Origin of the sequence: Listeria monocytogenes, assembly GCF_041765605.1 — a bacterium.
GTDB lineage: Bacteria > Bacillota > Bacilli > Lactobacillales > Listeriaceae > Listeria > Listeria monocytogenes_D.
The window spans coordinates 2343199-2365008 of record NZ_CP168900.1 but is presented as its reverse complement, the minus strand read 5'-3'; the positions used below and the strand labels follow the sequence as shown (position 1 = coordinate 2365008).

Genomic DNA, 21810 nt, shown 5'->3' with positions numbered 1-21810 from the left:
GATGCATGTGAAGGCGGTTGTTTTTGATTTTGATGGAACTATGCTTGATACGGAAAATTTATGGTATACGGAGACAATGAACTATTTGAAAGAGACGTACGATATTGATTTACCAGATGAAATTTATCAACAAATTATCGGTACAAGTGAAGAACCAATTATTCGCTATATGATGGAAGCAACGAACGGGGCTTTTGATAAAGAAGCTTTTTTAACTACCGTGGCGGAAGCTTGTCATCTTGGTCAACAATCACTTGGCTTTCGTGATGGTTTTAAAGAATTTTTTGAACAAGTAAAAGCGAATGACTATAAAATAGGTCTTGCAACGAGTTCGGGATTTGACTGGATTGAGCCTACTTTGGATCGTCTGGGCATTTTAGCCGATTTTGAGACGATACAAACGGCAGACCATGTGGATGAAATTAAGCCACATCCGGCACTTTATTTGCAAGCAGTAGAAGCGCTTGGTGTGAAGCCGGAAGAAGCAATTGCTATAGAAGATTCCAAAAATGGTGCGCTATCAGCAATGCAGGCTGGGTTAAAAGTGTATATCGTACCGAATGAAGCCACAAAAAACATCACTTTTCCAAAAGAAGCGACGGTTGTTTCTTCTTTTGCAGAAATCAAATTAAAATAAAAAAGAGCAAACTTGCTAATAAAGCGAGTTTGCTCTTTTCGTTAAAAGGTTAGTTTGGCTAGACGGTTAAATGCTTCTTCTAGCACGCTGATGTCTTGGGTTGCAGCTAGGCGAACATAATTATCACCAGATTCACCAAAAGCTAGCCCAGGAATGACGAGGACTTGCGTTTCTTTTAAGACATATTCTGTAAATGAAACGGAATCCATATTTGTTTTAGAAATATTGATAAAGGCGTAAATCGAACCTTTGAGTGGATGTAAAGAAAGATATGGGATTTCTTCCACCCGTTTTGCGATGTATTCTAGGCGTTTTTGGAAGGTTTCTGTTACTAAAGGAATTAGTGTCTCAGAATGATTTAACGCGTAAATAGCAGCTCTTTGGGACGGTGTAGGGGCTGAATAAGTAATTCCTTCATTAATAATCTTTGCAGCTTCGTTTAAATAAGTAGGGGCAATCATATATCCTAAGCGCCAACCGGTCATTGCGAAGTTTTTAGACATACTACCGAATGTAATCGTGTGATCTGGCGCGAATTTGGCCATTGGTACGAAGTCTTCATAAAAACTGAATCCATCATATACTTCATCCGATAAAATAAAGAAATCATATTTTTTCGCTAGATTGGCAATTTTTTCAAACGTTTCTGGTGAAAAAACAGCACCGGTGGGATTATTAGGTGAATTTAAAATTAAAGCTTTTGTTTTATCAGTAATGGCAGCTTCTAAAATATCGACATTAATCGCAAAATCGTCTTTTTCATAAGTTGGAATAATGATTGGTGTACCACCAGAATTTAACACTTGATCTTTATACGGGGAGAAGTATGGTTCGTGAATAATGACTTCATCGCCGTCGTCGAGAATGGTTTGCAAGGTTAGGTACATACCATGAAGCGCGCCAACTGTAGCGCGGATTTGGTTGCGTTCAAAAGACAAATCATAATTACGGATAAAATAACCACGAATGGCATCGATGAGTTCTACATCTCCACCAGATTCTGTATATTTTGTATGGCCTGCTCGAACGTCTTCAAAAGCAGCATTAATAATCGATTCATCCGTAATTAAATCAGGATCACCAATGGATAAATCGAGAATATCAGGCATTGTTTTGGCAAGTGTGCCAATATCAGCAAGAATGTTCACAGGCATTTGTTGATGTTTTTTAGCAATTTTTGAGTTATTCATCATGTTTAATTAGCTCCTTTTTTCTATAAGTGCAGATAAACGCCTCACCTGAAATAGGCGAGACGTAATCTATGTTTATGCTAATACTTTTCCTAAAAAGTCTTTTGTACGATCGTTTTGTGGGTTTCCGAATACTTCTTCGGGCGTGCCTTGTTCTTGAATCACGCCGGCATCCATGAAGACAACACGGTCGGCAACTTCTCTTGCGAAGCCCATTTCGTGCGTTACGACAACCATCGTCATACCTTCTTTAGCAAGTGACTTCATCACGCTTAATACTTCACCGACCATTTCTGGGTCAAGTGCGGAAGTTGGTTCATCGAATAACATTACGTCGGGATTCATTGCAAGTGCCCGGGCAATCGCTACCCGTTGTTGTTGTCCACCTGAAAGCTGGGAAGGGTAGCTAGTTGCTTTATCAGCTAAACCGACTTTTTCGAGTAGAGAAAGAGCGTGTTTTTTCGCAGCTGCACTATCTTCATTTTTTACTTTCATAGGCGCTAACATTAGGTTTTCAAGAACGTTTTTATGCGGGAATAAGTTGAAGTTTTGGAAAACCATGCCCATTTTTTGACGAAGTTCGTTGACGTTTGTTTGTTTTGCCATTAGGTCTTTGTTTTCGAAAAGAATCGTGCCGGTTGTTGGTTGTTCTAATAAGTTCAGGCAACGTAGGAAAGTACTTTTTCCGCTTCCGGAAGGGCCGATAACTACGACCACTTCTCCAGATGCGATTTCAAGGTCAATGCCTTTTAAGACTTCTAATTTGCCAAAATGTTTGTGTAAATTTTTAATATCAATCACTTGTTCTCATTCTCCTTTCAGCAACACCTAGTAGTCTCGACAAGCTAAATGTTAGTACAAAGTAAATTAACGATGTAATGATTAGCGGAATAAATGGCTTGAAGCTTGCGCCTTGGACTACGCCAGTCATAAACATTAGCTCTGTTACACCGATAACGGATACGATGGAAGATTCTTTAATAACAGTAACGAATTCATTCCCAAGCGCAGGAAGAATATTTTTCACGGCTTGCGGTAAGATGATGTAACGCATGCTAGCGCCTTGTGTCATACCAAGGGAACGAGCTGCTTCCATTTGACCTTTATTGACAGCGGAAATACCTGCCCGGATAATTTCAGCAACATAAGCAGCACTGTTGAGCGATAGGGCGATACAACCAGAAACAAAGGCGGATACGTCCATACCGATAATTTGAGTTCCGAAAAAGACGATGAAAATTTGAATTAGAAGTGGCGTACCACGGACAAATTCAATATAGCATGCTGCTGGCCAGCGTAACCATCTTGTTTTCGCTAGTTTCATGAGAGCGAGCAATGAGCCGAGAATGGCACCGCATAACACGCCGATAGCGGCAAGGGCAATAGTAATTAATGTACCAGTTATAAAGTAATTACCATATTTCTCGTAAAAACTACCATCTTGGAACATTAATTTATTGGCTTCTTTTTGGTATTTTTTCAGTAAGCCGGTATCTTGTATATCTTTAATAGAAGCGTTGACTTTTTCTTGTAAAGCTGTAGAACCTTTTGGCATGGCGATGGCTGTTTCTTTGCTACCATTAGCAAATTTGATATCGGCCATAGCGAGTGTCTTATCTTGACTAATATATGCTTCAGCAACAGGACCTTCTAAAACAACGGCATCTACTTTGTTGCTTTTAAGGTTAAGAATAAGGTCCGGTACTTTTTGAAGGGAAACTACTTCTGAACCAACTAGTTCGTTTTGAGCTAATTCTTCTTGTGTCGTTTGTTTTTGGGCACCAACTTTCACGCCACTAAAATCATTAACACTTGTAAATTTATCTTTATCTGTCTTTCTAATCACGACACGTTGCTGAACGAACATGTATGGATCTGAGAAATCCACTTCTTTTTGACGTTCGGGTGTAGGTGACATCCCGGAAATAATCATATCAATCTTGCCAGTTTTTAGTGAGCCAAGCAAGCTATCAAAATTCATTTCTTTAATCTCTAATTTAACATTTAAATTTTTGGCAATTTTTTTCGCAATACTTACATCAAAACCAACGACTTTATCTTTACCGTCGATTGTTTGATGAAATTCATACGGCGGATAGTCAGCGGAAAGACCGACCGTTAAAACGCCTTTTTCTTGAATCTTAGCTAAAGTTTGATCTTCTGTATCAGCGGCGAACACAGTTGTGAAGCCAGAAAATACAACTATAAAAACAAGTAAAATTGCTGCAAACTTTTGTAATAAATGCTTCTGCATAAGTACAACTCCCTTTAGTATTTGAGTAATTTATAATCAATGAATCGTTATTATCGATGTTTATTATAATACATCAAAATGAGTAAATATGCAATAAGTTTTTAAAATAATCTCGTTTTATATTATATTTATTAGTTTTATTCAAAAAAATGTATAAAAAGAGCCTCGCGTTAGCAAGGCTCTAAATGATATTAAAGAATAAATCTTAGTACATAGAAGATAAGTGCTGCAATTGTTGCTGAAATAGGAAGTGTGATAACCCATGTAATAATCATACGTTGGGCAGTATCCCATTTAACACCTTTGACACGGTGAGCTGTTCCAACACCAAGGATAGAAGAGCTGATTACGTGTGTTGTACTAACTGGTAAATGAATGAAAGTAGCACCGAAAATAATGATAACGGAACTTAAATCAGCCGCTACACCATTAACTGGTTTGATTTTCATGATTTTACCACCAACAGTTTTGATGATTTTCCAACCACCAATACTCGTACCAATCGCCATGGCAATCGCACAGGATACTTGAACCCATAATTGCACATCATCGGTTGTTTGGAAACCACTAGCAATTAATGCCATTGTGATAATCCCCATTGATTTTTGTGCATCATTAGTTCCGTGTGTGTAAGATTGTAGCGCAGCAGTTCCGACTTGAATCATCCGGAAGCGCCGATTGGTCGTGGCTAAGTTTAAGTTCTTCAAGAAAATCTTGAAGAGTGAATATATCGTGTAACCGACTACGAAAGCAAGTACAGGAGATACTAATAAACCAACAATGATTTTAGTAAATCCGCTGTATTCAATTGCTGCGAATCCGGCTGATGCAATGGCTGCACCGGCGATGGATCCAATCAAGGCATGGGAGGAACTACTAGGAATTCCGAAATACCAAGTGATTAAGTTCCAAGCAATAGCTGAAAGTAATGCTGCTAAAATAACAAGTTCCCCGTGATCTAAGTCGAATGGGTTAACAATGTCTTTTGTAATTGTTTTAGCAACCCCTGTGAATGAAATAGCACCCACAAAGTTCATTACGGCAGCAAGAATAATCGCATGTCGTGGTTTTAAGGCTTTTGTAGAGACACTAGTCGCAATTGCGTTAGCTGTATCATGAAACCCGTTGATTAGGTCAAATGCTAGCGCGGCAAGTACGATGACGAGGGTGATGAGAAACATTCCTTCCATCTATCTAGGCCCCTTACGCATTTTTCATGACAATTGATTCAAGCGTATTCGCAACGCTTTGACAACTATCAGCAATGTCTTCTAATTTTTCATAAACTTCTCTTAGACGAATTAGTTTAATTGGATCTTTTTCGTTTTGGAAAAGTTGGATTAGTGATTCGCGGTAAACATCATCACATTGAGATTCGTAATCTTTAATTTGGATCGCAAGTTTACGAACGTCTTTTAGTTTTTTATCAAAAACAAGGTCAACTGCTTTTTCAATTTCAACAGTGCTTGCTTGAATAGCTTGGATAAATTTAGTCATGTATTCATCATAATGAGTGATTTGGCAGATTTCTAGTGAGAAAGCTGTTTCATCAAGTGCATCCATTACGTCGTCTAAGCGGTTAGTCAGTTCTAACATGTCCTCACGTTCGATTGGTGTAATGAAAGCGTCGTTTAGTTCCATAATCATTTTGTGAACCATGGAGTCTCCAGCTGTTTCATATTCTTTGATTTTATTCGAGAAAGTATGTAAATCCTCCACCGAATTAATGTTGTAAGTTGCAAAGAAATTTGCACCTTCATGTAAATTTACTGCAATGTCATGCAACAACGAAGCAAAACGGTCTTTTTTATTTTTAAAAGCCATTTTCTTAATTCCCCCGATCATTTTTGGTCATTAATAATCAGCTCGCTTTTACTTTGAAAAGGGAGCTTTTTTCTTAACGATAAGTTAACGAAAACAAATAAAAAACTTGATAGATCTTTACCACAAATTAATACTAACATAGGATGGGAATAAATAGGAAACTTTTTTTTGATGGCTCTGCAAATAAACGTTCTGACAGCGTTTCCAATGGCTGTTTTTAGGTATTTCATTAAATGAATAAAAAAAGTAGAATTTTTGTGGCTTTTTATTAGGAGAGTAAGGCGCATTTCGGTATACTGGTTTTAAAATATAAATTTGCGAAAATAGTGTATAATTCATTTAAGAGAAAAAGTTCACAAAACAGTTTTCGTGAGGAGGGTTTCGTTTTGACAAAAACTTTACAAGACAGAATGATACTACCGGGGAATGAGACAATTCCTTATATTGGACTTGGTGTATTTCAAGTAACAGAACAAGAATTTATCGCTGGAGCTGTGGAGAAGGCAATCGAAGTAGGTTATCGATTGTTTGATACGGCGGCAGTTTATAATAATGAAGCAATTGTTGGGCAAGCGATTGCAGATAGTGCGGTCTCGCGAGAAGAATTATTTATTAGTTCGAAAGTGTGGAACGGGGACCTTGGCTACGATGAAACGTTATTTGCCTTTGAACGGACACTTCAAAATTTGAAATTGGATTATTTGGATTTGTATTTAATTCATTGGCCAGTTGCCGGGAAATACCGTGATTCATGGCGAGCGATGGAGCGGCTTCATGACGAAAAATTAATTAAATCTATTGGGGTTGCGAATTTCAAACAACATCATTTAAGTGATTTATTGGTTGCTGCAAATGAAAAACCAGTTTTAAATCAAGTGGAAACGCATCCACTGTTACCGCAAAATGATCTTCGTAAGTATTTGGCGGAACAGAATATTGCGCATGCTGCATGGTCGCCGCTTGCAAAAGGGATATTAATGCAAAATCCAGTTATTACAGAAATTGCGAAAAAACATCAAGCATCTGTAGATCAAGTTATTTTACAATGGCATTTAAATCGCAATACGATTATTTTTCCGAAGTCAATTACTTCTAGTCGGATTGAAGAAAATTCACGGTTATCCTATTTCCAATTAGATGCCAGTGATATGGAAAAAATTGATCGCCTGGAAACGGGAAAACGTGTTGGGCCGGATCCAGATGATTTGGAGTATTTTTTGAGTAGTATTGAACGAGAACGCGCTTATTTAACAGGTGGTACAGCAGAATGACAGATATTCAAACGTTATTTCGTGCGCATCGTTCTTTAACAGATGCTCCGCCAATGGAAGCTTACATGAAAAATCAATTTACTTTTTTGGGGATTAGAGCCGGTGAACGAAAAAAATTGGTAGCGGAATATTTGAAAGAAAATGGGGCGCCGCAAGATTTACTTGGATTTACGATAGCCTTATTTGCTGAAGAAGAGCGTGAATTTCAGTATGTGGCGATTGATTTATTAAGTCGTTACGGTAAAAAACAGCCCAGTGAGGCGATAAAAGTATATGAGCAATTAATTGTAACGAAATCTTGGTGGGATACTGTGGACGGCCTAGCAGGAACGGTAGTAAGTAATCATTTTAAACTATATCCTGAGTTGATTCCTACCTATAATGAAGCGTGGATCAACGGAGATAATATTTGGCTCGCTCGAACGGCGATTTTATTTCAATTGAAGTACAAAGAAAAAACCGATGTAGATTTACTTTTTTCTAATTGTGAAAAATGGCTTGATTCCAAAGAATTCTTTATTCAAAAAGCGATTGGATGGGCGCTCAGACAATATGCAAAAGTCGATAGCGGGGCAGTTCGCCAGTTTGTAAATAGTCACTCGCTTGCACCGTTAAGCCGAAGAGAAGCACTTAAACATATCGGGGAGGCGTGATATGTTACACCATGTGGAAATATATGTAGCTGATTTAGAAGAAAGTCGCATGTTTTGGTCAGAGCTGTTAGAAGAACTTTCTTATGAGTTATACCAGACTTGGAATGAAGGCTTTAGTTATAAATTCGCCGATACGTATTTAGTATTTGTGCAAACAGAGGAACCGTTTATCGCGGAAGGTTATCATCGCAAGCGCATTGGTCTTAATCATTTGGCATTTCATGGTGGTACAAAAGAACGTGTGGATGATTTTCGAGCCAAATTAAAAGCAAAAGGAACCAAACTTCTATATGAAGAAAGATATCCTTTTGCTGGTGGTGAAAATCATTATGCTGTATTTTTTGAAGATCCAAATGGAATAAAAGTAGAGATTTGTACAGAAGTCACAACGTAATGTTGTGGCTTTTTAAAATACCCAATCATCTCCAGCAGGCGCTGAAAAATTCATTTCTTTGCCTTTGAAAGGATGATTTAAATGTAATTTCTCTGCATGTAGCATAATGCGATTAGCACGAGGAGAACCACCATAAAGTGTATCACCAATGATTGGGTGGCCGATTCCGCTTAAGTGCACGCGGATTTGGTGCGTCCGGCCAGTTTCGATTTGGCATTCTACAAGAGAGGTATTTTTTTCATTATCGTTTTCTAACACTTTAACATGCGTTACTGCTGGTTGACCATATGGGCTGATTTGGCGTCTAGAACCGTGGTGACGATCTTCGCCAATTGGTTTGTTGATTGTTTGCATCACGAGTCCCCAAGTACCATCAACTGCAGCGAGATAAGTCCGGTGAATCGCTCTATTTTCCATTTGCCAAGATAAGCCGGCGATAGCTAATTTGTTTTTAGCAAACAGTACTAAACCGGAAGTAGTTTGATCAAGACGATGAACTGCTAGGGCGTTCGCATCTTGGCCTGTTTTTTCTAAGTAATATTGCACGGCATTCGCGCAAGTATCTGTTTCATAACTATCATTTGCATGAGTTTTCATATCCACCGGTTTATTGACTACAAGTAAAAAATCATCTTCATAAATAATTTCTAAGTCGTACTCATAAGTCGGGATTTTGTCGTGTAAAAAAACTGGTAAAGAAAGACTCGCACCAACGAAAAGTGGCGTATTCCAGTCGTCAAGCGGTTTGTTATTTAGTAAAACGTTTTGAGACATGCGAATTTCATGTCGTGCCTTTTTACCGAGGTGAAATTTTTCTTGCAAAATAGTAGTTAGTGAAAGACCTTCCCAATCTTCTAAAATGGGTAATGTTACATGTGTCATATTCGTATCATCCGTTCTATTTTAATTTTTTTTGATGGTTTTTCGAAATTGGTTTGGCGACAAACCTGTATGTCTTTTAAAAGTTGTAGAAAAATGAGAGGGATTTGGAAAACCAGACATTTTCCCAATAATTTCTATGGATTGGTTGGAACTAGTTAGTTGCTTTTTTGCGTAGTTAATCCGGATGTTCTCCAAGTAAGTGATAGGTGTAATCATCGTAATGCGCTTAAATGTCCGGTGTAAATGGTAAGGACTTCCGTGGCAATCATCTGCAATGATTTGTAAAGTGAGCGGTTTGGCAAAATTTTCTTTAATATACATTTCGATATTTGTTACCCATTCCGTATCCGGTAGCGCAGTCCCACCAGATTTACATCGTTTACAAGCCCGGTAGCCATGCGAAAAAGCTTCCTCCGCACTATGGAAAATAAGGATGTTTTCTTTTTTTGGTAATCGTGATTTACAAGACGGGTAGCAAAAAATCTTCGTAGATGTAACGCCGTAGAAAAATGTGCCATCAGCAGTCTTATCATTCGTTGAAATTGCTTGCCATCTTTTTTTGGTTAAGTAATAATCCGACAATGTTATCACCTCAACTTCTTATTAATCATAAACGTTATGAAGGGAAATTGCGAGAAAAACTTTTCTAATCTTGCTCTTATAGTGAAACTGGTTAGAAAATCCATCCAATTAGGCGTATAATTAATCTTAGAAAGAGGTGAAGGAAATGGTAGATTTATATTATGACACGCTTCATTTTTCAGACACAGTGCTTTATTTTGCCGCAACGGAAAACGGTCTGGTTTATATTGGAACACAAGCCGAAAAAATTCAATCGGCCAAGCAAAACGTAGAAAAAATGCATATTTATAAAGAAGAATTGCTTGCTTATTTGAACGGTGAACTTACGGATTTTACTGTACCACTTCACTTAACCGCCACGCCTCTTCAAATGGAAGTGTTTCAAGCATTAACAACCATTCCATACGGAGAAACTAGAACGTATACAGAAATTGCAGCGCAGATAAATCGTCCTAAAGCGGTGCGCGCGGTCGGTACAGCTATCGGGAGAAACCCATTACTTTTCGTTATCCCGTGCCACAGAGTAATTGGCAAAAATGGTAAATTAACAGGTTATAGCGGCGGAATCAGAATGAAAGAATCATTATTAAAATTAGAAAAATTAAACTTAAATCAATTGTCTTTTTAATAAGGGAATTGATTTATTTTTTTATCTACTGTACTATAGGAGCTAGTACAATTAGTTCTCTAAATTAGAATTCATGAAAGTAGGGGGAGAGATGTTTACGATTAACACAAAAAGTCAACTACCGATTTATGAACAGATTGTCCAAAAAATTAAAGAACAAGTTGTCAAAGGGATCCTGCAAGAAGGCGAAAAGATACTGTCTATACGTGAATTTGCTAGTAGAATAGGAGTGAATCCAAACACTGTGAGTAAAGCTTACCAAGAATTAGAACGACAAGAAGTAATTGTCACGGTAAAAGGAAAAGGAACCTTTATAGCGAATCAAGAAGATAAAGTGAGTTCGCCAAAAAAATTAGCAGAAACAAAAATTAAATTAAAAGAAACAATTCTCGATTTAGTTTATCTTGGGATTAACGTAGAAGAAATACATAAATTATCAGATGAATATAGTCAAGACATCATTGGGGGTGACATGGTTGAAGGTTGATTCACTTAGCAAAAAAATTGACGGGAAACTCTTATTGGATAAAATAACATTTGAAGTAAAGCCAGGAGAAATTATTGGCATAGTTGGACGAAATGGCGTAGGTAAAACAACTCTTTTTCGAACTATAATGGGCTTTTATATCCCAGATGAGGGCGATGTGTACTTAGATGAGCCATTAAGCAAAAAGCCTCAATTAAAGCAAAAACTATTTATGCTTCAAGACAATTTGCATTGTTGGGATGGTTATAAGATTCCGACGATAAAAAAATTCTATCAAAAAACATATCCACTATTCGATGGAGCTAAATTTGATAGCTTAATGAATCAAGTGAACTTAGCCGCAGATGTAAAGTTTCAAAATTATTCAAAAGGAATGAAGGGGCTTTTCGGTCTCGTTCTTGCTCTTTCTGTAGGGGCGGATTATATTCTACTTGATGAACCAATGGAAGGGCTTGACGTAATTGCTCAAAAGAAAATTATGGGCATATTATTAGAGGAAGTGGAGAAACGAAAATTAGGAATGATTATTTCTTCCCATCGTTTAGATGATTTAGACCCGATTGCTGATTATATTCATATTTTACAAGATAATCATATTGAAGAGTCTTACCATCTTGAGTCACTTCGGGAACAAGCTATTAAAATCCAAATCGCTTTTGAAAATAAAAAAGTACCACCTCTTTTACTCGAAAACGGAAAAGTAATTAATAAGTATGGTCGTGTTTACACCATTTTATTCCGAGATATGAATCCAGAATTATATGCAGCAATAAAAAAAGAAAAACCGATTTTCATGGATGAACTCGCAGTCACGTTAGAAGACTTGTTTATTTATCATCTAGAAGAACGAGGAGGTGAGTGAACATGAGTACAGGACTTCTTTGGAAAGAATGGCGTCAAAATGCATGGGTGTTTCTATTTATCCTTTTCGCTTTTATAGGCTCTGAAGCAACGACTGCAACCAATACAGTAAGCATGTTTAATGAAAACTATAAATATTATCAGTCAGAAGAATTTCAAAAAACTAACAACACAGATCAAAAAATGACAGGAAATGAAATAAAAAATGATTTAAGTTTAACTCCTTATGATTTTGAAGGGAATTTAGCACTTTTCTTCTATGTTTTTCTATTCTTAGGGTTAAAGTTAACGGTATTTGAGAAGAATAAGCAGATGGATTATTTTACGTTTGGATTACCATATTCAAAGAAACAAATATTTTGGCATAAGATGCTTATTCCATTACTTTTGATTTTCATTATAGTACCGCTCATTATTTTCTGTAGGTTTTGGTATATTTACCAGCAAATACCAGAATTGTATTTACCAAGTGTGGATGATTCATTTATTTATATTAGTTCTTTCTCGTTGTTGTTTTTATTCTCCTTCACCTTAGCGATTGCAGTGGGGAATTTAGTTGGAGAAATAATTACAGCTGGGATTATAGCGATTGGGTCCGTGGTTAGCTTTTTATACATGTTCCCAGGAGCAATCACCAATTTAATTGTTGGATTTAAAGCGTTTTTTGCTGGGAAAACATTATCGGATATGGATGGAGGAGCTGTAATGCTGTTTAATGCACTACCAACCCCCATTTTAAGCGGAACGACGATGCTTTGGGAATTTGTTGTGTTAATTATGTTATCTATAGTAATGTTAATCATTGGTTGGTATGCAATGAAAACTGCTTCTTTAGAAAACAATGGTCGCTTCCTGATGAATAATAAATTCCGTCTCCCGATACTTATCATTGGTTCACTCTATGTGACTATTTGTCTAAGTGGTCATTATGCAAGTTTTAATTATGAGAAAATCATTACAACAGGACAAGTGGTTTTCTTAACCATTAAAATGATACTCATTTTGGCGGTATCTGCCACTATTTTTTGGATATTAATGTATAAATGGAAAACACTTAGAAAACATTAAAAAAGGTCGAGAATTGGATAATCAATTCTCGACCTTTTTTTAGATGTGATCTCGAGCAAATTTTTTCTTTCTAGTAAATACAATCATTAAGAGAGCAAGGCCGAAAAGTGCAATACCCGCATTTAATAAGAAGATAGCAGCAATATCAATTCTCGAAATAGCAGCTGCAATTAATGGAATAACGAACACGGCTATCCCTTCTGCAATTGTATAAAGACTAGTGACAAAACCTTTTCCTCGAGCAGAAACTTCCGCAAGTAATGTTAAGCCTAATTGAATAATTCCTCCCGCAGAGAAATAACCTAATAAGAAAGCTCCAACAATACAGACGATTTCGCTTGGGAAAGCAAATAATGTGAAAGAGATGAGCATGGTCATAGTTACGTAGGTTATTAAGATATGGAGCGTTCGCACACCGCGATTTCCTAGAACAAATGTCACGCACACACAAATAATCGCGCCAACGCTTGCATAACTTACAAGTAATCGAGAAGCATCATCCGTCATATGAATAACTTCTGAACCGTACTTAGCAATCCATTGGCTCATAATATAAAGGAGAGTTTGAGCCACAAAACCAAATAAAATCAAACAAATTTCATCAATACTAAAATGAAACTTCTGCTTTTTCTCTTCGGCAAGCTCTGCTACATCTAGTGGTTTTCCAACAGTCATCGGCGGGAAAGTTCGCGTTAATGTATAGAGTAAGTTGATTAGTAAAATAACGATTAATACAATAAAGCTCCAGCCATACCATAAGTTATTTGCCAAAATAAATGCAATCATGAATGGTAAAAGGAATTGACCAGACTGTACGAAAGCTTTAACAATAATATTAGCAGAAGCAGCTTTTTTTGGATAAGCTTCCATAAGGGCAGGGTAGGTTCCTGTATCTAAGAAGGAATTTGCTATCCCAGCAGAAATACCAAACATGTAAGCGATAATCGTATTGGGACTGAGTAATATACCGCCTAAAAAGATAATATAGAAAAACACGCCGAGAATAACAGACAACTTTCGACCGAATTTATCGGATAGCCTTCCTGAAATAAATACAGCTAATAATTTACCAATCCCAAAGGAAGATACAACGCCGGCAGCACCAGCCAAATCTGTATGCCATTTTTGAGATAAAAAATCAATATTTTGTGCAATGATGATTAACGCCATACCATGAACAAAGTAGTTCATATAAAGACCTAGTGATGTAGATAAATATTTATTTTTCATAGTCTGCTCTCCTTTATGTAATGACTTATGAGGACTTTTTATTAAAAATACCCTCTTTTTCAGTGAGTTCATATAGATAAAATACATAAGTTTGTGCTTTACTTCACAAATGATATGTAAGTTCAACTGAGCAAAATGAATGCTCAGTTGAATAATGAATTATTTCGTTGCAATTTTAGATTCGTTTTTGTAACGCATGTTGACAAAGATTGCTAGTAGGATACCAATAACAGTTATCGCTACATTGAATAATAACACATATTTCGGACCTTCGATACCACCAGCTTTAGTAATATAACTTGCAACATTTAAAACAATGTAGTTTGCTAAGCTGGAAGAAATCATAACAATCGAAGTGATTTTCCCTTTGTTCGTTGGGAAAAATTCATTGGCAGTCGATACAGCTAGTTGTAGAACTCCACCTGCAGCTGCGTATCCGATAACAAATCCACCAATTAAACAAATGGTCGGTGTTTGTACGATATAAATAATTAATAGCATTAGTGTAGCAATTGCTGGATAAAGGATTAGAATTCGAACTGGTAAAATAAATTTTTTCACGAGAACAGCGGTAATTAAAATTGCGCACATAGTTCCTAGTGAATAGAATGATTGAATTTTACTTGGATCAGCCATGCCGTATAATTTTCCGAGTTCTTGGTTACAGTTTAGCCATAGTTGGAAAGTAGAGGTACAAGTAAAACCAATACCGATAATAGCCCAACTAGTTGCATTGAATTTCATTTTTTCTGGTTTTGCTTTTTCACCGCCAACATTATTGTTCATTGGAGGGAATGGCATAAATGCGATGATTAAGCCGTCAATAACGATTAAGACCATTGTAATAACGAATAGTGTACGGAATGACATATTTGCCGCCGCAACCATACCGATTGCAAAAGGTAATACGAATTGCCCGATAGAGATAGAGAATTTAGTAAACATGTTGGCAATTGCGCCATTTTTTGTGAAGATCTCTAGAACAGAAGGTGTTACGGCTGTGTCTAAGAATGAGTTCGCAGCTCCTCCGACAAAAGCGAAAGCGTAAGCGATATACATATTTGGTGCAAATGCTAGACCGATGAAATAAACTGCGTATAACCCAACACCGATTAATGCGGAAGGTTTACGTCCAAATTTATCTGAAAAAGGTCCGGAAATTGGTAGTGTTAGTAAGCGTCCTAAGCCAAGTGCGGCGATAACTGCGATAACCATACTAACATCAAAAGTGCCATCAGAAAGCTTATCTGCTCCCCATACTCCAGCGAAATCTTGTTTGTATTGGCCTAGAATGGATACCCCAATACCGTGAATAAAATAAGTAAAATAAAGTGCTATTGCTGTTGGATAAAATCTCTTTGCGTTCATTTTTTTCTCCTCTCGAAATCCTGATGAATTTATTAGTTAAAATATAAATCTCTTACTTCTGAAACTGGCATATCTTTACCGGTAAATAATTTGTATGCTTCAGCGCCTTGCCACAAAAGCATTCCTAATCCGCCAACCGTTTTACAACCAGCAGCTTCCGCATCTAGCAGAAGTTGTGTTTTTTTAGGATTGTAAATAATATCTGTGACGATAAGTTCTTTTCTGAAAACAGATGTATTGCTGATAGGTGTTTCGTGTTCATTTGGATGCATGCCGACAAGTGTTGCATTTACAAGGATATCACTAGTGGCAATTTCCGCATTTAGTTTTTCTGTATCGTTCAAATCATAAATATGTACGATGCAATGTGGGACTTCTTGTTTAATAGAAGCAACGGTTTGTTTCGCTTTGTCATAAAAAGCGTCTTTAATATTAAAAATGGTGATTTCCTTGGCCCCATCAAGTGCGCACTGGACTTGGATTGCTGTAGCCGCGCCACCAGCACCAATTATAGTCATTTTTTTGCCGGTAACATCTACACTAGCATCTCGCAAATTTGCAATAAAACCAAGGCCGTCTGTGATATGCCCAGTTAGTTTCCCGTCTTCATTTACGATAGTGTTAACAGCGCCAATCATCCGTGCGGCAGGGGAAAGGTCATCCATGTGTTTTAAAACTTCACTTTTACAAGGCATGGTTACATTTGCACCACGAAGATTAAATGTCCTGATTGCCTTAATAGTATCTGCAACTTTTTGGATAGGTGTGTCAAAGGCTAGGTAAGCATAATCCAAACCCGCTTTTTGAAAACTGTAATTATACATGATTGGAGATTTTGAATGGTCTATGGGTGTCCCAATTAAGCCAAGAAGCCTAGTCGTTCCTGAAATTCTATTTTCCATTTTGTTTTCCTCCGAATGAATCCTACTCGCTACATATTAGAGCGAGTAGGACAATAAATTATAATTGTAATACAGCGTCAAGTGCTTCTTTCGTTGCGTCGAGCGCGCGGCGTGCGCGTACAGCATCACCGATAACATAGGTTTCCGGTACAATTGTCTTAATAGCTTCTTCTAGCGGATTATAGGCTCTTGATCCCATTGCTAGAACTACAGAGTCAAAACCATCAACCCGCTGTTCTTTGTTGTCAGCTAGGGAATAGGTTACTCCGTCTTCAAAGAAACTCGTTACTTTTGCATTAGTAACACTTTTGATTTTATATTCATCGAAATCACGCATAAGAAACTTACGGTGCTCAGAAATGACATCTGCCCCGACTTCATCGCGAAGCTCTACAACGGTAACATCATGACCAGCCTCACCTAAAAATGCAGCTGTTTCACTACCAACCATACCGCCACCTACAACTAGAACTTTTTGACCACATTTCTCTTTTCCATCCAGTAAGTCAACAGCATGAATCAATCCTGCGTCCTCGATACCTGGGATTGGTAAAACTAGTGGAGTCGCGCCAGTTGCAATAATGACAGCATCTGGTGCAACTTCTTGAATAAGTTCTAATGTTACAGGTGTGTTTGTTTTAATTTCGACATCAAACTGTTCGCATTTTTTAATGTAACTACGAACCATATTTGTTAAGTCGCCTTTACCAGGAGGATAGGCAGCTAAGCGCATTTGACCGCCAATCATATCTGATGCTTCATAAACTGTCACATCATGACCACGGGATCCAGCCATCCATCCGGCATAAAGTCCACCAACGCCGCCACCAACAACAACCACTTTTTTACTTGGCGTTTTTGGTAAGTAAGCTTCGGATTCACGTCCGAGTAATGGATTTACTAGACAAGTAATTGGTTTTCCGGCATACATGTTAGCCACACAACCTTGAAGACAAGCAATACAAGGAAGTAATTCGTCTAGTTTTCCTGCTGCAGCTTTATTTGGTGTTTCTGGATCTGCTAAAGACTGACGCCCGAAAGCAACCAAGTCAGCGCGGCCTTCACGAACCATTAATTCCGCGTAATGCGGCTCTGTGAAACGACCCACAGTAATTACAGGAATAGAAACAGCGCGTTTAATTTGTGTTACAAGATCAGAGCTAAATCCTGCATGCAAGACGGTTGGCGCCCACATGTATTCATCACGAATATGGACGCTACGAGAAACATGCAAACCATCCAAACCACAATCTTCTAAATAAGCTGCAACTGTTGCGCTATCTTGAACACTTAGTCCACCTTCCACACCATCCGTGCTATTAATTCGGCAAAGAATTGCGATGGAATGACCGACACGTTTACGAATACTTTCAATAATAAGCCGAGGTAATCGCATTCGGTTTTCAAAACAGCCACCAAACTCATCTACACGTTTGTTCGTCCGTGCGGATAAGAAACTACTTACTAGATAACCATGTGCGCAGTGAACTTCAACCGCATCGGCGCCAGCTTTTTTCGCGCGTAAAGCAGCTTCTCCGTATAGCTCGATCAATTCATAAAGCTCTTCTCGTGAAATGGCTTCCGGTGTGTTTCGCCCAGCAGCAGAGGCGATTGCCGAAGCTGCTTTTAAAGGGAAACCAGAAACTTTGGAATTACCTTCTGGTCCAGCGTGCTGCAATTGAACAGAAATTTTTGCTCCAGCGTCATGACATACATCAATCACTCGTTTAAAACTAGCAATTTGATGGTCGCTATATAAGCAAGCTTTATTTGCTCCGCCTTTTGCACGTACATCTACAACGGTCGCTTCAAAAGTAATAAGTCCAAAACCTCCAAGTGCTCGTTCTTTATAGTAAGCGAGGGAAGTATCTGATAAAGTTCCATCTGTATTTGCATAGTTGTTACACATTGGCGATACGACAAATCGGTTGGGCACTTTCATCGGCCCGATATCAATAGGTGAAAACATCGAATTAAATTTCAAAAATAACACTTTCCTTTCAAAGGGAGTATTTCTATTACGTTATCAATTTCACATAATTGAGTAGTGGTTTACCGTGGAGAAATCTCTGGCCATGCCTCATCTAGAACTTTTTTTGTAGCATTGTATACTTTAATAGCAGCATATTCTAAACCAGTTTCTACCATAGAGTCTGAGATAACTTCGACTCCCATCACACGTGGATTTACACCATGTTCTTTTAAAATTTTTGCAAAACCGACCGTATCTCCGTAGCCTTCTCCGGGAGCTAGACGATCATGAAGTGATTCCTCACGAAGTTCTTTGTAAGGTGTTTCGTGGACATCGCATAGTTGGATAGAAACAATCCGATCAGCGGGAACGTTTTTGATAGATTCTGCTGTTTGATTTGCTCTAGCCCAGTGCCACGTGTCACAAATAAGTTGCGCATTATCTCGGCCGCATGCTTCTGCTACTCGCCAAGCTGCTTGTAAGTCTGCTACGCCGCTATATGGCATAAATTCTAAACCAATAATTAATTCTTCTGCGCGGTCACATAATTCACCAAGTGCGACGATGATTTGTTCCTCAGGGATTTTTTCAAGCAAACCACAATTAATATGTTTGACGCCGAATAATCGCGCCATGTGGAAAGTTGTTTGCTCTTTTTTTTGTTGTTCTGCTGTACGATCTTCGGCGGTTCCCCACTGGGTTATGTACTCCACTTCTGTTACTTTCATGTTATGCTCGTCTAAAATCCGCAACATGTCTTCATCCGTTAATCCGGCAGCTAGTGCATCTACATAGTTTTCTGCACGCAAGCCAATTCCGTCAAAACCGTTTTCCGCAGCAACTTTCACTCGTTTAGGAAAAGATACCTCCGTTCCAAGTGTATAAGAGCTGATCGTGATGGGGCATTTTTTTAAGTTGCCATTTGCATTTGTCATAAAAATTATCTCCTCTCCATAATAAAAATTACAAGAAACTTTGATAACAATTTCACAAACACCAGTAAAAAAATAAATTCCGCTAAATTAAAATCTCTGATGTGATAACGCCTTCAATAGTTGAAAATGGAACTGGACAGTTAACCTATTCTACCGTATATTGGTTTTTAAGGAATAGTTTATTTCACTGGCGTAACTACAGTTTAATTGTATTATGACTATTCCATAAAAACAAATTGGTATTATTCTATTAATTGATAGATAAATTGCATAGATAACTTTTTAGTTAGGAGAGAAGCATGAATTTACACCATTTACGATACTTCGTCACACTGGCGCACATGGAGCATTACACAAAAACAGCTGAAAAATTGCTAATTACACAACCAAGTTTAAGTCACGCAATTTCGTCATTAGAACAAGAATTAGGTATCCCTTTATTTGAAAAAGAAGGGCGGAATATAGGGTTAAGTAAAGCTGGCAAAGTATTTCTTGATTATGTGGAAGAGTCCTTAGATATGATTGATGCGGGTGTCGCGACGACAAAAAAAGCGGCGAATGGGGAAGGGCAGATTGACTTGGCGTTCTTGCAAACACTTGGCACGTCTCTAATACCAAAGCTTGTTCAAGAATTTCTCCAAACCGAACCAGAAAAACAAATCGATTTTATTTTCCATACAGGTGTTTCGATTGATATCATTCAAGGCCTAAAAGAAAAGAAATTTGATATTGGTATTTGTTCTAAACTTGAAAATGAAAGAAATATTCACTTTACACCAATTGCCAAACAAGAATTAGTGCTCATCGTCCCTAAAAGCCATCCGCTTGCTGAGAAAGACTGGATTGATTTAATCGAAACGGTAGATTATCCGCATATCGCATTCTCGAAAAAAAGTGGTTTGCGTCCAATTATCGATGAGTTATTCAGAAAAATTGGCGCCGATTATCAAATCGCATATGAAATTGAAGTGGATCAAGTCATTGCCGGTATGGTCGCGCAAAACTTTGGAATTGCTGTAGTTCCGAATATGCCGATTTTAAATTATGTAGATGTCAAAGTCTTACCAATTAGAAGCCCAAACTGGGAGCGATTCTTTTATCTCGCAGTCGCGAAAAACCAAACATTAACGCCAGCAGCAGAGAAATTCAAACAATTTATGTTAGCGCATCGTATATAAAAAAAGTAGCTATCCTATTAAAGGAATAGCTACTTTTTGATTAATCATTTGTTTTTTTGATGATTTCGATATATTCAATATGATGAGGTTCGCCTTGTTTTACGCGGAAAATGAATCCATCGTAATCAATTTCGTCCCCAACTTCTACTTCATAATTTTGCGTTAAGAACCAGCCGCCAATTGTGTCGACTTCTTCTTCCTCAATTTCAGTACCTAAAATATTATTTACTTCATCAATAAGAAGTTTCGCATCCACAATAAAGTGACCGTCTTTGATTTTGCGAATTTCTGGAATTTCATCGGCATCAAATTCGTCACGAATATCACCCACGATTTCCTCTACAATATCTTCAACCGTAACAAGTCCAGAAGTACCACCATATTCGTCAAGTAAAATCGCGATATGGGAACGTTCACGCTGCATCCGGAAAAGTAATTCTTTAATCGGAATTGTTTCAATTACTCGAATAATTGGTTTTACGTAAGGGTCAATGCTAAAACTTGGATTAGATCCATGCTCAACATATGCTGACAAAATTTCTTTTAAATTAAGTACGCCGATAACGTGGTCTTTATCGCCATCAATAACCGGATAGCGCGTATAGCGTTCATTTTGCATAATATCGGATAATTCTCCAATTGTAGATCCTGTATCAACAGTCACAATCTCTGTTCGCGGAATCATAACTTCTTTCGCCATTCGTTCATCAAAATCAAAAATCTTATTCACATAACGAAATTCTGATTGGTTGATTTCACCACTCTTATAACTTTCGCCGACGATTATTTTTAATTCGTCTTCGGTATGAGCAATTTCATGTTCAGAAGCAGGTTCTAAACCAAAAAGGCGCGCGATGAAAACCGCAGAACCATTTAAAATCCAAATGAACGGGAACATCACTTTATAAAAAATATGCAGTGGACGAGCTACCGCAAGTGCAACTGCTTCTGTTTTATCAATCGCCAGTGTTTTCGGTACAAGTTCTCCAACAACTACGTGCAAGAATGTGATAAATAGAAAGGCAATCGTGAAGGATAGAATCGTAATAGCTGATTGCGGAAGTTCCATTAAGCTAAATAACGGATGTAACGCCGCTTCTACCGTAGATTCCCCCAACCAACCAAGTCCAAGGGAACTAATCGTTATCCCAAGTTGGCAGGCTGATAAGTAAGCGTTCAAATGGTTGTAAATATGTCTAGCGAGAACCGCTCGTTTATCTTTCTCCGCAATTAATTGGTCTAAACGGCTCGGTCGCATTTTAACAATCGCAAATTCCGTTGCCACGAAAAACGCTGATATAGCAATAAGTAAAGCTATAATTAAAAATTTAATGGTTAATATCAATAAATCGCCTTGACAGAAATAGTTTCTGCTAAGGCAAACACCTCCTAATTTAATATAAATAAGCTTATGAAAAAACTATCTATATAGAAGAAAAATCGCCCTGGAAGAGAAATCCTCCAATGTGTTGCTGCCTATTTTTCATGCTAGTT

At 37.7% G+C, this 21810-nt stretch carries 22 protein-coding genes; 9 read left to right on the top strand and 13 right to left on the bottom strand.

The window, feature by feature from the left end:
* Positions 1-7: 7 nt before the first annotated feature.
* The gene (locus AB2Q86_RS11965; protein WP_012580852.1) at positions 8-637 is read left to right on the top strand and encodes an HAD family hydrolase; all 630 of its coding nucleotides are present in this window, start codon (positions 8-10) and stop codon (positions 635-637) included.
* Between the two features lie 41 nt (positions 638-678).
* On the opposite strand, the gene AB2Q86_RS11960 is transcribed toward AB2Q86_RS11965, so the two are convergent.
* The 5 genes from AB2Q86_RS11960 to AB2Q86_RS11940 form a co-directional block, all read right to left on the bottom strand.
* Positions 679-1827: a pyridoxal phosphate-dependent aminotransferase gene (locus tag AB2Q86_RS11960; protein ID WP_041176635.1), complete on the bottom strand. Its 1149-nt coding sequence runs from the start codon at positions 1825-1827 to the stop codon at positions 679-681.
* 75 nt (positions 1828-1902) lie between these two features.
* Positions 1903-2628 (bottom strand): amino acid ABC transporter ATP-binding protein, encoded by a 726-nt coding sequence (locus AB2Q86_RS11955; RefSeq protein ID WP_003726784.1) that lies wholly within the window; start codon positions 2626-2628, stop codon positions 1903-1905.
* Positions 2621-4081, bottom strand: a complete 1461-nt coding sequence (locus tag AB2Q86_RS11950) for an ABC transporter permease subunit (RefSeq protein ID WP_012580854.1) — start codon at positions 4079-4081, stop codon at positions 2621-2623. Before AB2Q86_RS11950 ends, AB2Q86_RS11955 begins: the two co-directional genes overlap by 8 nt.
* Before the next feature lie 191 nt (positions 4082-4272).
* On the bottom strand, positions 4273-5271 hold the full coding sequence (locus tag AB2Q86_RS11945) for an inorganic phosphate transporter (protein WP_003731870.1): 999 nt from the start codon (positions 5269-5271) through the stop codon (positions 4273-4275).
* 13 nt (positions 5272-5284) lie between these two features.
* Positions 5285-5905 (bottom strand): DUF47 domain-containing protein, encoded by a 621-nt coding sequence (locus AB2Q86_RS11940; protein ID WP_003723380.1) that lies wholly within the window; start codon positions 5903-5905, stop codon positions 5285-5287.
* 386 nt (positions 5906-6291) lie between these two features.
* On the opposite strand from AB2Q86_RS11940, the gene AB2Q86_RS11935 reads away from it, so the two are divergent.
* Genes AB2Q86_RS11935 through AB2Q86_RS11925 form a run of 3 tightly spaced genes read left to right on the top strand, consistent with a single transcriptional unit; the run spans position 6292 to position 8223 of the window.
* A complete protein-coding gene (locus tag AB2Q86_RS11935) occupies positions 6292-7176 on the top strand; it encodes an aldo/keto reductase (protein ID WP_003737326.1) in 885 nt (294 codons plus the stop codon).
* Positions 7173-7829 carry a DNA alkylation repair protein gene (locus tag AB2Q86_RS11930; RefSeq protein WP_012580855.1) on the top strand — a complete coding sequence of 219 codons (657 nt, stop codon included), beginning with the start codon at positions 7173-7175 and terminating at the stop codon, positions 7827-7829. Before AB2Q86_RS11935 ends, AB2Q86_RS11930 begins: the two co-directional genes overlap by 4 nt.
* Before the next feature lies 1 nt (position 7830).
* Positions 7831-8223 (top strand): VOC family protein, encoded by a 393-nt coding sequence (locus AB2Q86_RS11925; RefSeq protein WP_012580856.1) that lies wholly within the window; start codon positions 7831-7833, stop codon positions 8221-8223.
* A 12-nt stretch (positions 8224-8235) separates the two neighbouring features.
* Here the strand turns inward: AB2Q86_RS11925 and AB2Q86_RS11920 are convergent, their stop codons facing one another.
* Both AB2Q86_RS11920 and AB2Q86_RS11915 read right to left on the bottom strand, forming a co-directional pair.
* The gene (locus tag AB2Q86_RS11920; protein ID WP_003739599.1) at positions 8236-9105 is read right to left on the bottom strand and encodes an RluA family pseudouridine synthase; all 870 of its coding nucleotides are present in this window, start codon (positions 9103-9105) and stop codon (positions 8236-8238) included.
* A gap of 21 nt (positions 9106-9126) precedes the next feature.
* Positions 9127-9687 carry a bifunctional transcriptional activator/DNA repair enzyme AdaA gene (locus tag AB2Q86_RS11915; protein ID WP_012580857.1) on the bottom strand — a complete coding sequence of 187 codons (561 nt, stop codon included), beginning with the start codon at positions 9685-9687 and terminating at the stop codon, positions 9127-9129.
* 145 nt (positions 9688-9832) lie between these two features.
* On the opposite strand from AB2Q86_RS11915, the gene AB2Q86_RS11910 reads away from it, so the two are divergent.
* The 4 genes from AB2Q86_RS11910 (at position 9833) to AB2Q86_RS11895 (ending at position 12731) form a co-directional block, all read left to right on the top strand.
* The gene (locus AB2Q86_RS11910) at positions 9833-10315 is read left to right on the top strand and encodes a methylated-DNA--[protein]-cysteine S-methyltransferase (protein WP_012580858.1); all 483 of its coding nucleotides are present in this window, start codon (positions 9833-9835) and stop codon (positions 10313-10315) included.
* A 91-nt stretch (positions 10316-10406) separates the two neighbouring features.
* The gene (locus AB2Q86_RS11905; RefSeq protein WP_012580859.1) at positions 10407-10802 is read left to right on the top strand and encodes a GntR family transcriptional regulator; all 396 of its coding nucleotides are present in this window, start codon (positions 10407-10409) and stop codon (positions 10800-10802) included.
* The gene (locus tag AB2Q86_RS11900) at positions 10792-11664 is read left to right on the top strand and encodes an ATP-binding cassette domain-containing protein (protein ID WP_012580860.1); all 873 of its coding nucleotides are present in this window, start codon (positions 10792-10794) and stop codon (positions 11662-11664) included. The genes AB2Q86_RS11905 and AB2Q86_RS11900 overlap by 11 nt, the downstream gene beginning before the upstream one ends.
* Before the next feature lie 2 nt (positions 11665-11666).
* The gene (locus AB2Q86_RS11895) at positions 11667-12731 is read left to right on the top strand and encodes a membrane protein (protein WP_012580861.1); all 1065 of its coding nucleotides are present in this window, start codon (positions 11667-11669) and stop codon (positions 12729-12731) included.
* Between the two features lie 39 nt (positions 12732-12770).
* Here AB2Q86_RS11895 and AB2Q86_RS11890 read toward each other — a convergent pair whose 3' ends face one another.
* The 5 genes from AB2Q86_RS11890 to AB2Q86_RS11870 form a co-directional block, all read right to left on the bottom strand.
* Entirely contained in the window at positions 12771-13961 is a 1191-nt protein-coding gene (locus AB2Q86_RS11890; protein WP_012580862.1) for an MFS transporter, read from the bottom strand.
* Between the two features lie 159 nt (positions 13962-14120).
* On the bottom strand, positions 14121-15329 hold the full coding sequence (locus tag AB2Q86_RS11885; RefSeq protein WP_003729633.1) for an MFS transporter: 1209 nt from the start codon (positions 15327-15329) through the stop codon (positions 14121-14123).
* A 32-nt stretch (positions 15330-15361) separates the two neighbouring features.
* Positions 15362-16231 carry a shikimate dehydrogenase gene (gene aroE / locus AB2Q86_RS11880; protein ID WP_012580863.1) on the bottom strand — a complete coding sequence of 290 codons (870 nt, stop codon included), beginning with the start codon at positions 16229-16231 and terminating at the stop codon, positions 15362-15364.
* A 58-nt stretch (positions 16232-16289) separates the two neighbouring features.
* On the bottom strand, positions 16290-18215 hold the full coding sequence (locus AB2Q86_RS11875; protein ID WP_012580864.1) for an FAD-dependent oxidoreductase: 1926 nt from the start codon (positions 18213-18215) through the stop codon (positions 16290-16292).
* Positions 18216-18283: 68 nt separating this feature from the next.
* Positions 18284-19138, bottom strand: a complete 855-nt coding sequence (locus AB2Q86_RS11870) for a sugar phosphate isomerase/epimerase (RefSeq protein WP_003729630.1) — start codon at positions 19136-19138, stop codon at positions 18284-18286.
* 299 nt (positions 19139-19437) lie between these two features.
* Here AB2Q86_RS11870 and AB2Q86_RS11865 point away from each other — a divergent pair, with 299 nt between their 5' ends.
* Positions 19438-20316, top strand: coding sequence for a LysR family transcriptional regulator (locus tag AB2Q86_RS11865; protein ID WP_012580865.1), 879 nt, complete (start codon positions 19438-19440; stop codon positions 20314-20316).
* Between the two features lie 40 nt (positions 20317-20356).
* Here the strand turns inward: AB2Q86_RS11865 and AB2Q86_RS11860 are convergent, their stop codons facing one another.
* On the bottom strand, positions 20357-21661 hold the full coding sequence (locus AB2Q86_RS11860) for a hemolysin family protein (RefSeq protein WP_003727828.1): 1305 nt from the start codon (positions 21659-21661) through the stop codon (positions 20357-20359).
* Positions 21662-21810: the final 149 nt, after the last annotated feature.

Coding starts and splice junctions, on each gene's coding strand:
- AB2Q86_RS11960 (WP_041176635.1), bottom strand. CDS start 1,827: ATGAATAACTCAAAAATTGCTAAAAAACATCAACAAATGCCTGTGAAC.
- AB2Q86_RS11950 (WP_012580854.1), bottom strand. CDS start 4,081: ATGCAGAAGCATTTATTACAAAAGTTTGCAGCAATTTTACTTGTTTTT.
- AB2Q86_RS11945 (WP_003731870.1), bottom strand. CDS start 5,271: ATGGAAGGAATGTTTCTCATCACCCTCGTCATCGTACTTGCCGCGCTA.
- AB2Q86_RS11940 (WP_003723380.1), bottom strand. CDS start 5,905: ATGGCTTTTAAAAATAAAAAAGACCGTTTTGCTTCGTTGTTGCATGAC.
- AB2Q86_RS11930 (WP_012580855.1), top strand. CDS start 7,173: ATGACAGATATTCAAACGTTATTTCGTGCGCATCGTTCTTTAACAGAT.
- AB2Q86_RS11925 (WP_012580856.1), top strand. CDS start 7,831: ATGTTACACCATGTGGAAATATATGTAGCTGATTTAGAAGAAAGTCGC.
- AB2Q86_RS11920 (WP_003739599.1), bottom strand. CDS start 9,105: ATGACACATGTAACATTACCCATTTTAGAAGATTGGGAAGGTCTTTCA.
- AB2Q86_RS11910 (WP_012580858.1), top strand. CDS start 9,833: ATGGTAGATTTATATTATGACACGCTTCATTTTTCAGACACAGTGCTT.
- AB2Q86_RS11905 (WP_012580859.1), top strand. CDS start 10,407: ATGTTTACGATTAACACAAAAAGTCAACTACCGATTTATGAACAGATT.
- AB2Q86_RS11895 (WP_012580861.1), top strand. CDS start 11,667: ATGAGTACAGGACTTCTTTGGAAAGAATGGCGTCAAAATGCATGGGTG.
- AB2Q86_RS11890 (WP_012580862.1), bottom strand. CDS start 13,961: ATGAAAAATAAATATTTATCTACATCACTAGGTCTTTATATGAACTAC.
- AB2Q86_RS11885 (WP_003729633.1), bottom strand. CDS start 15,329: ATGAACGCAAAGAGATTTTATCCAACAGCAATAGCACTTTATTTTACT.
- aroE (WP_012580863.1), bottom strand. CDS start 16,231: ATGGAAAATAGAATTTCAGGAACGACTAGGCTTCTTGGCTTAATTGGG.
- AB2Q86_RS11870 (WP_003729630.1), bottom strand. CDS start 19,138: ATGACAAATGCAAATGGCAACTTAAAAAAATGCCCCATCACGATCAGC.
- AB2Q86_RS11865 (WP_012580865.1), top strand. CDS start 19,438: ATGAATTTACACCATTTACGATACTTCGTCACACTGGCGCACATGGAG.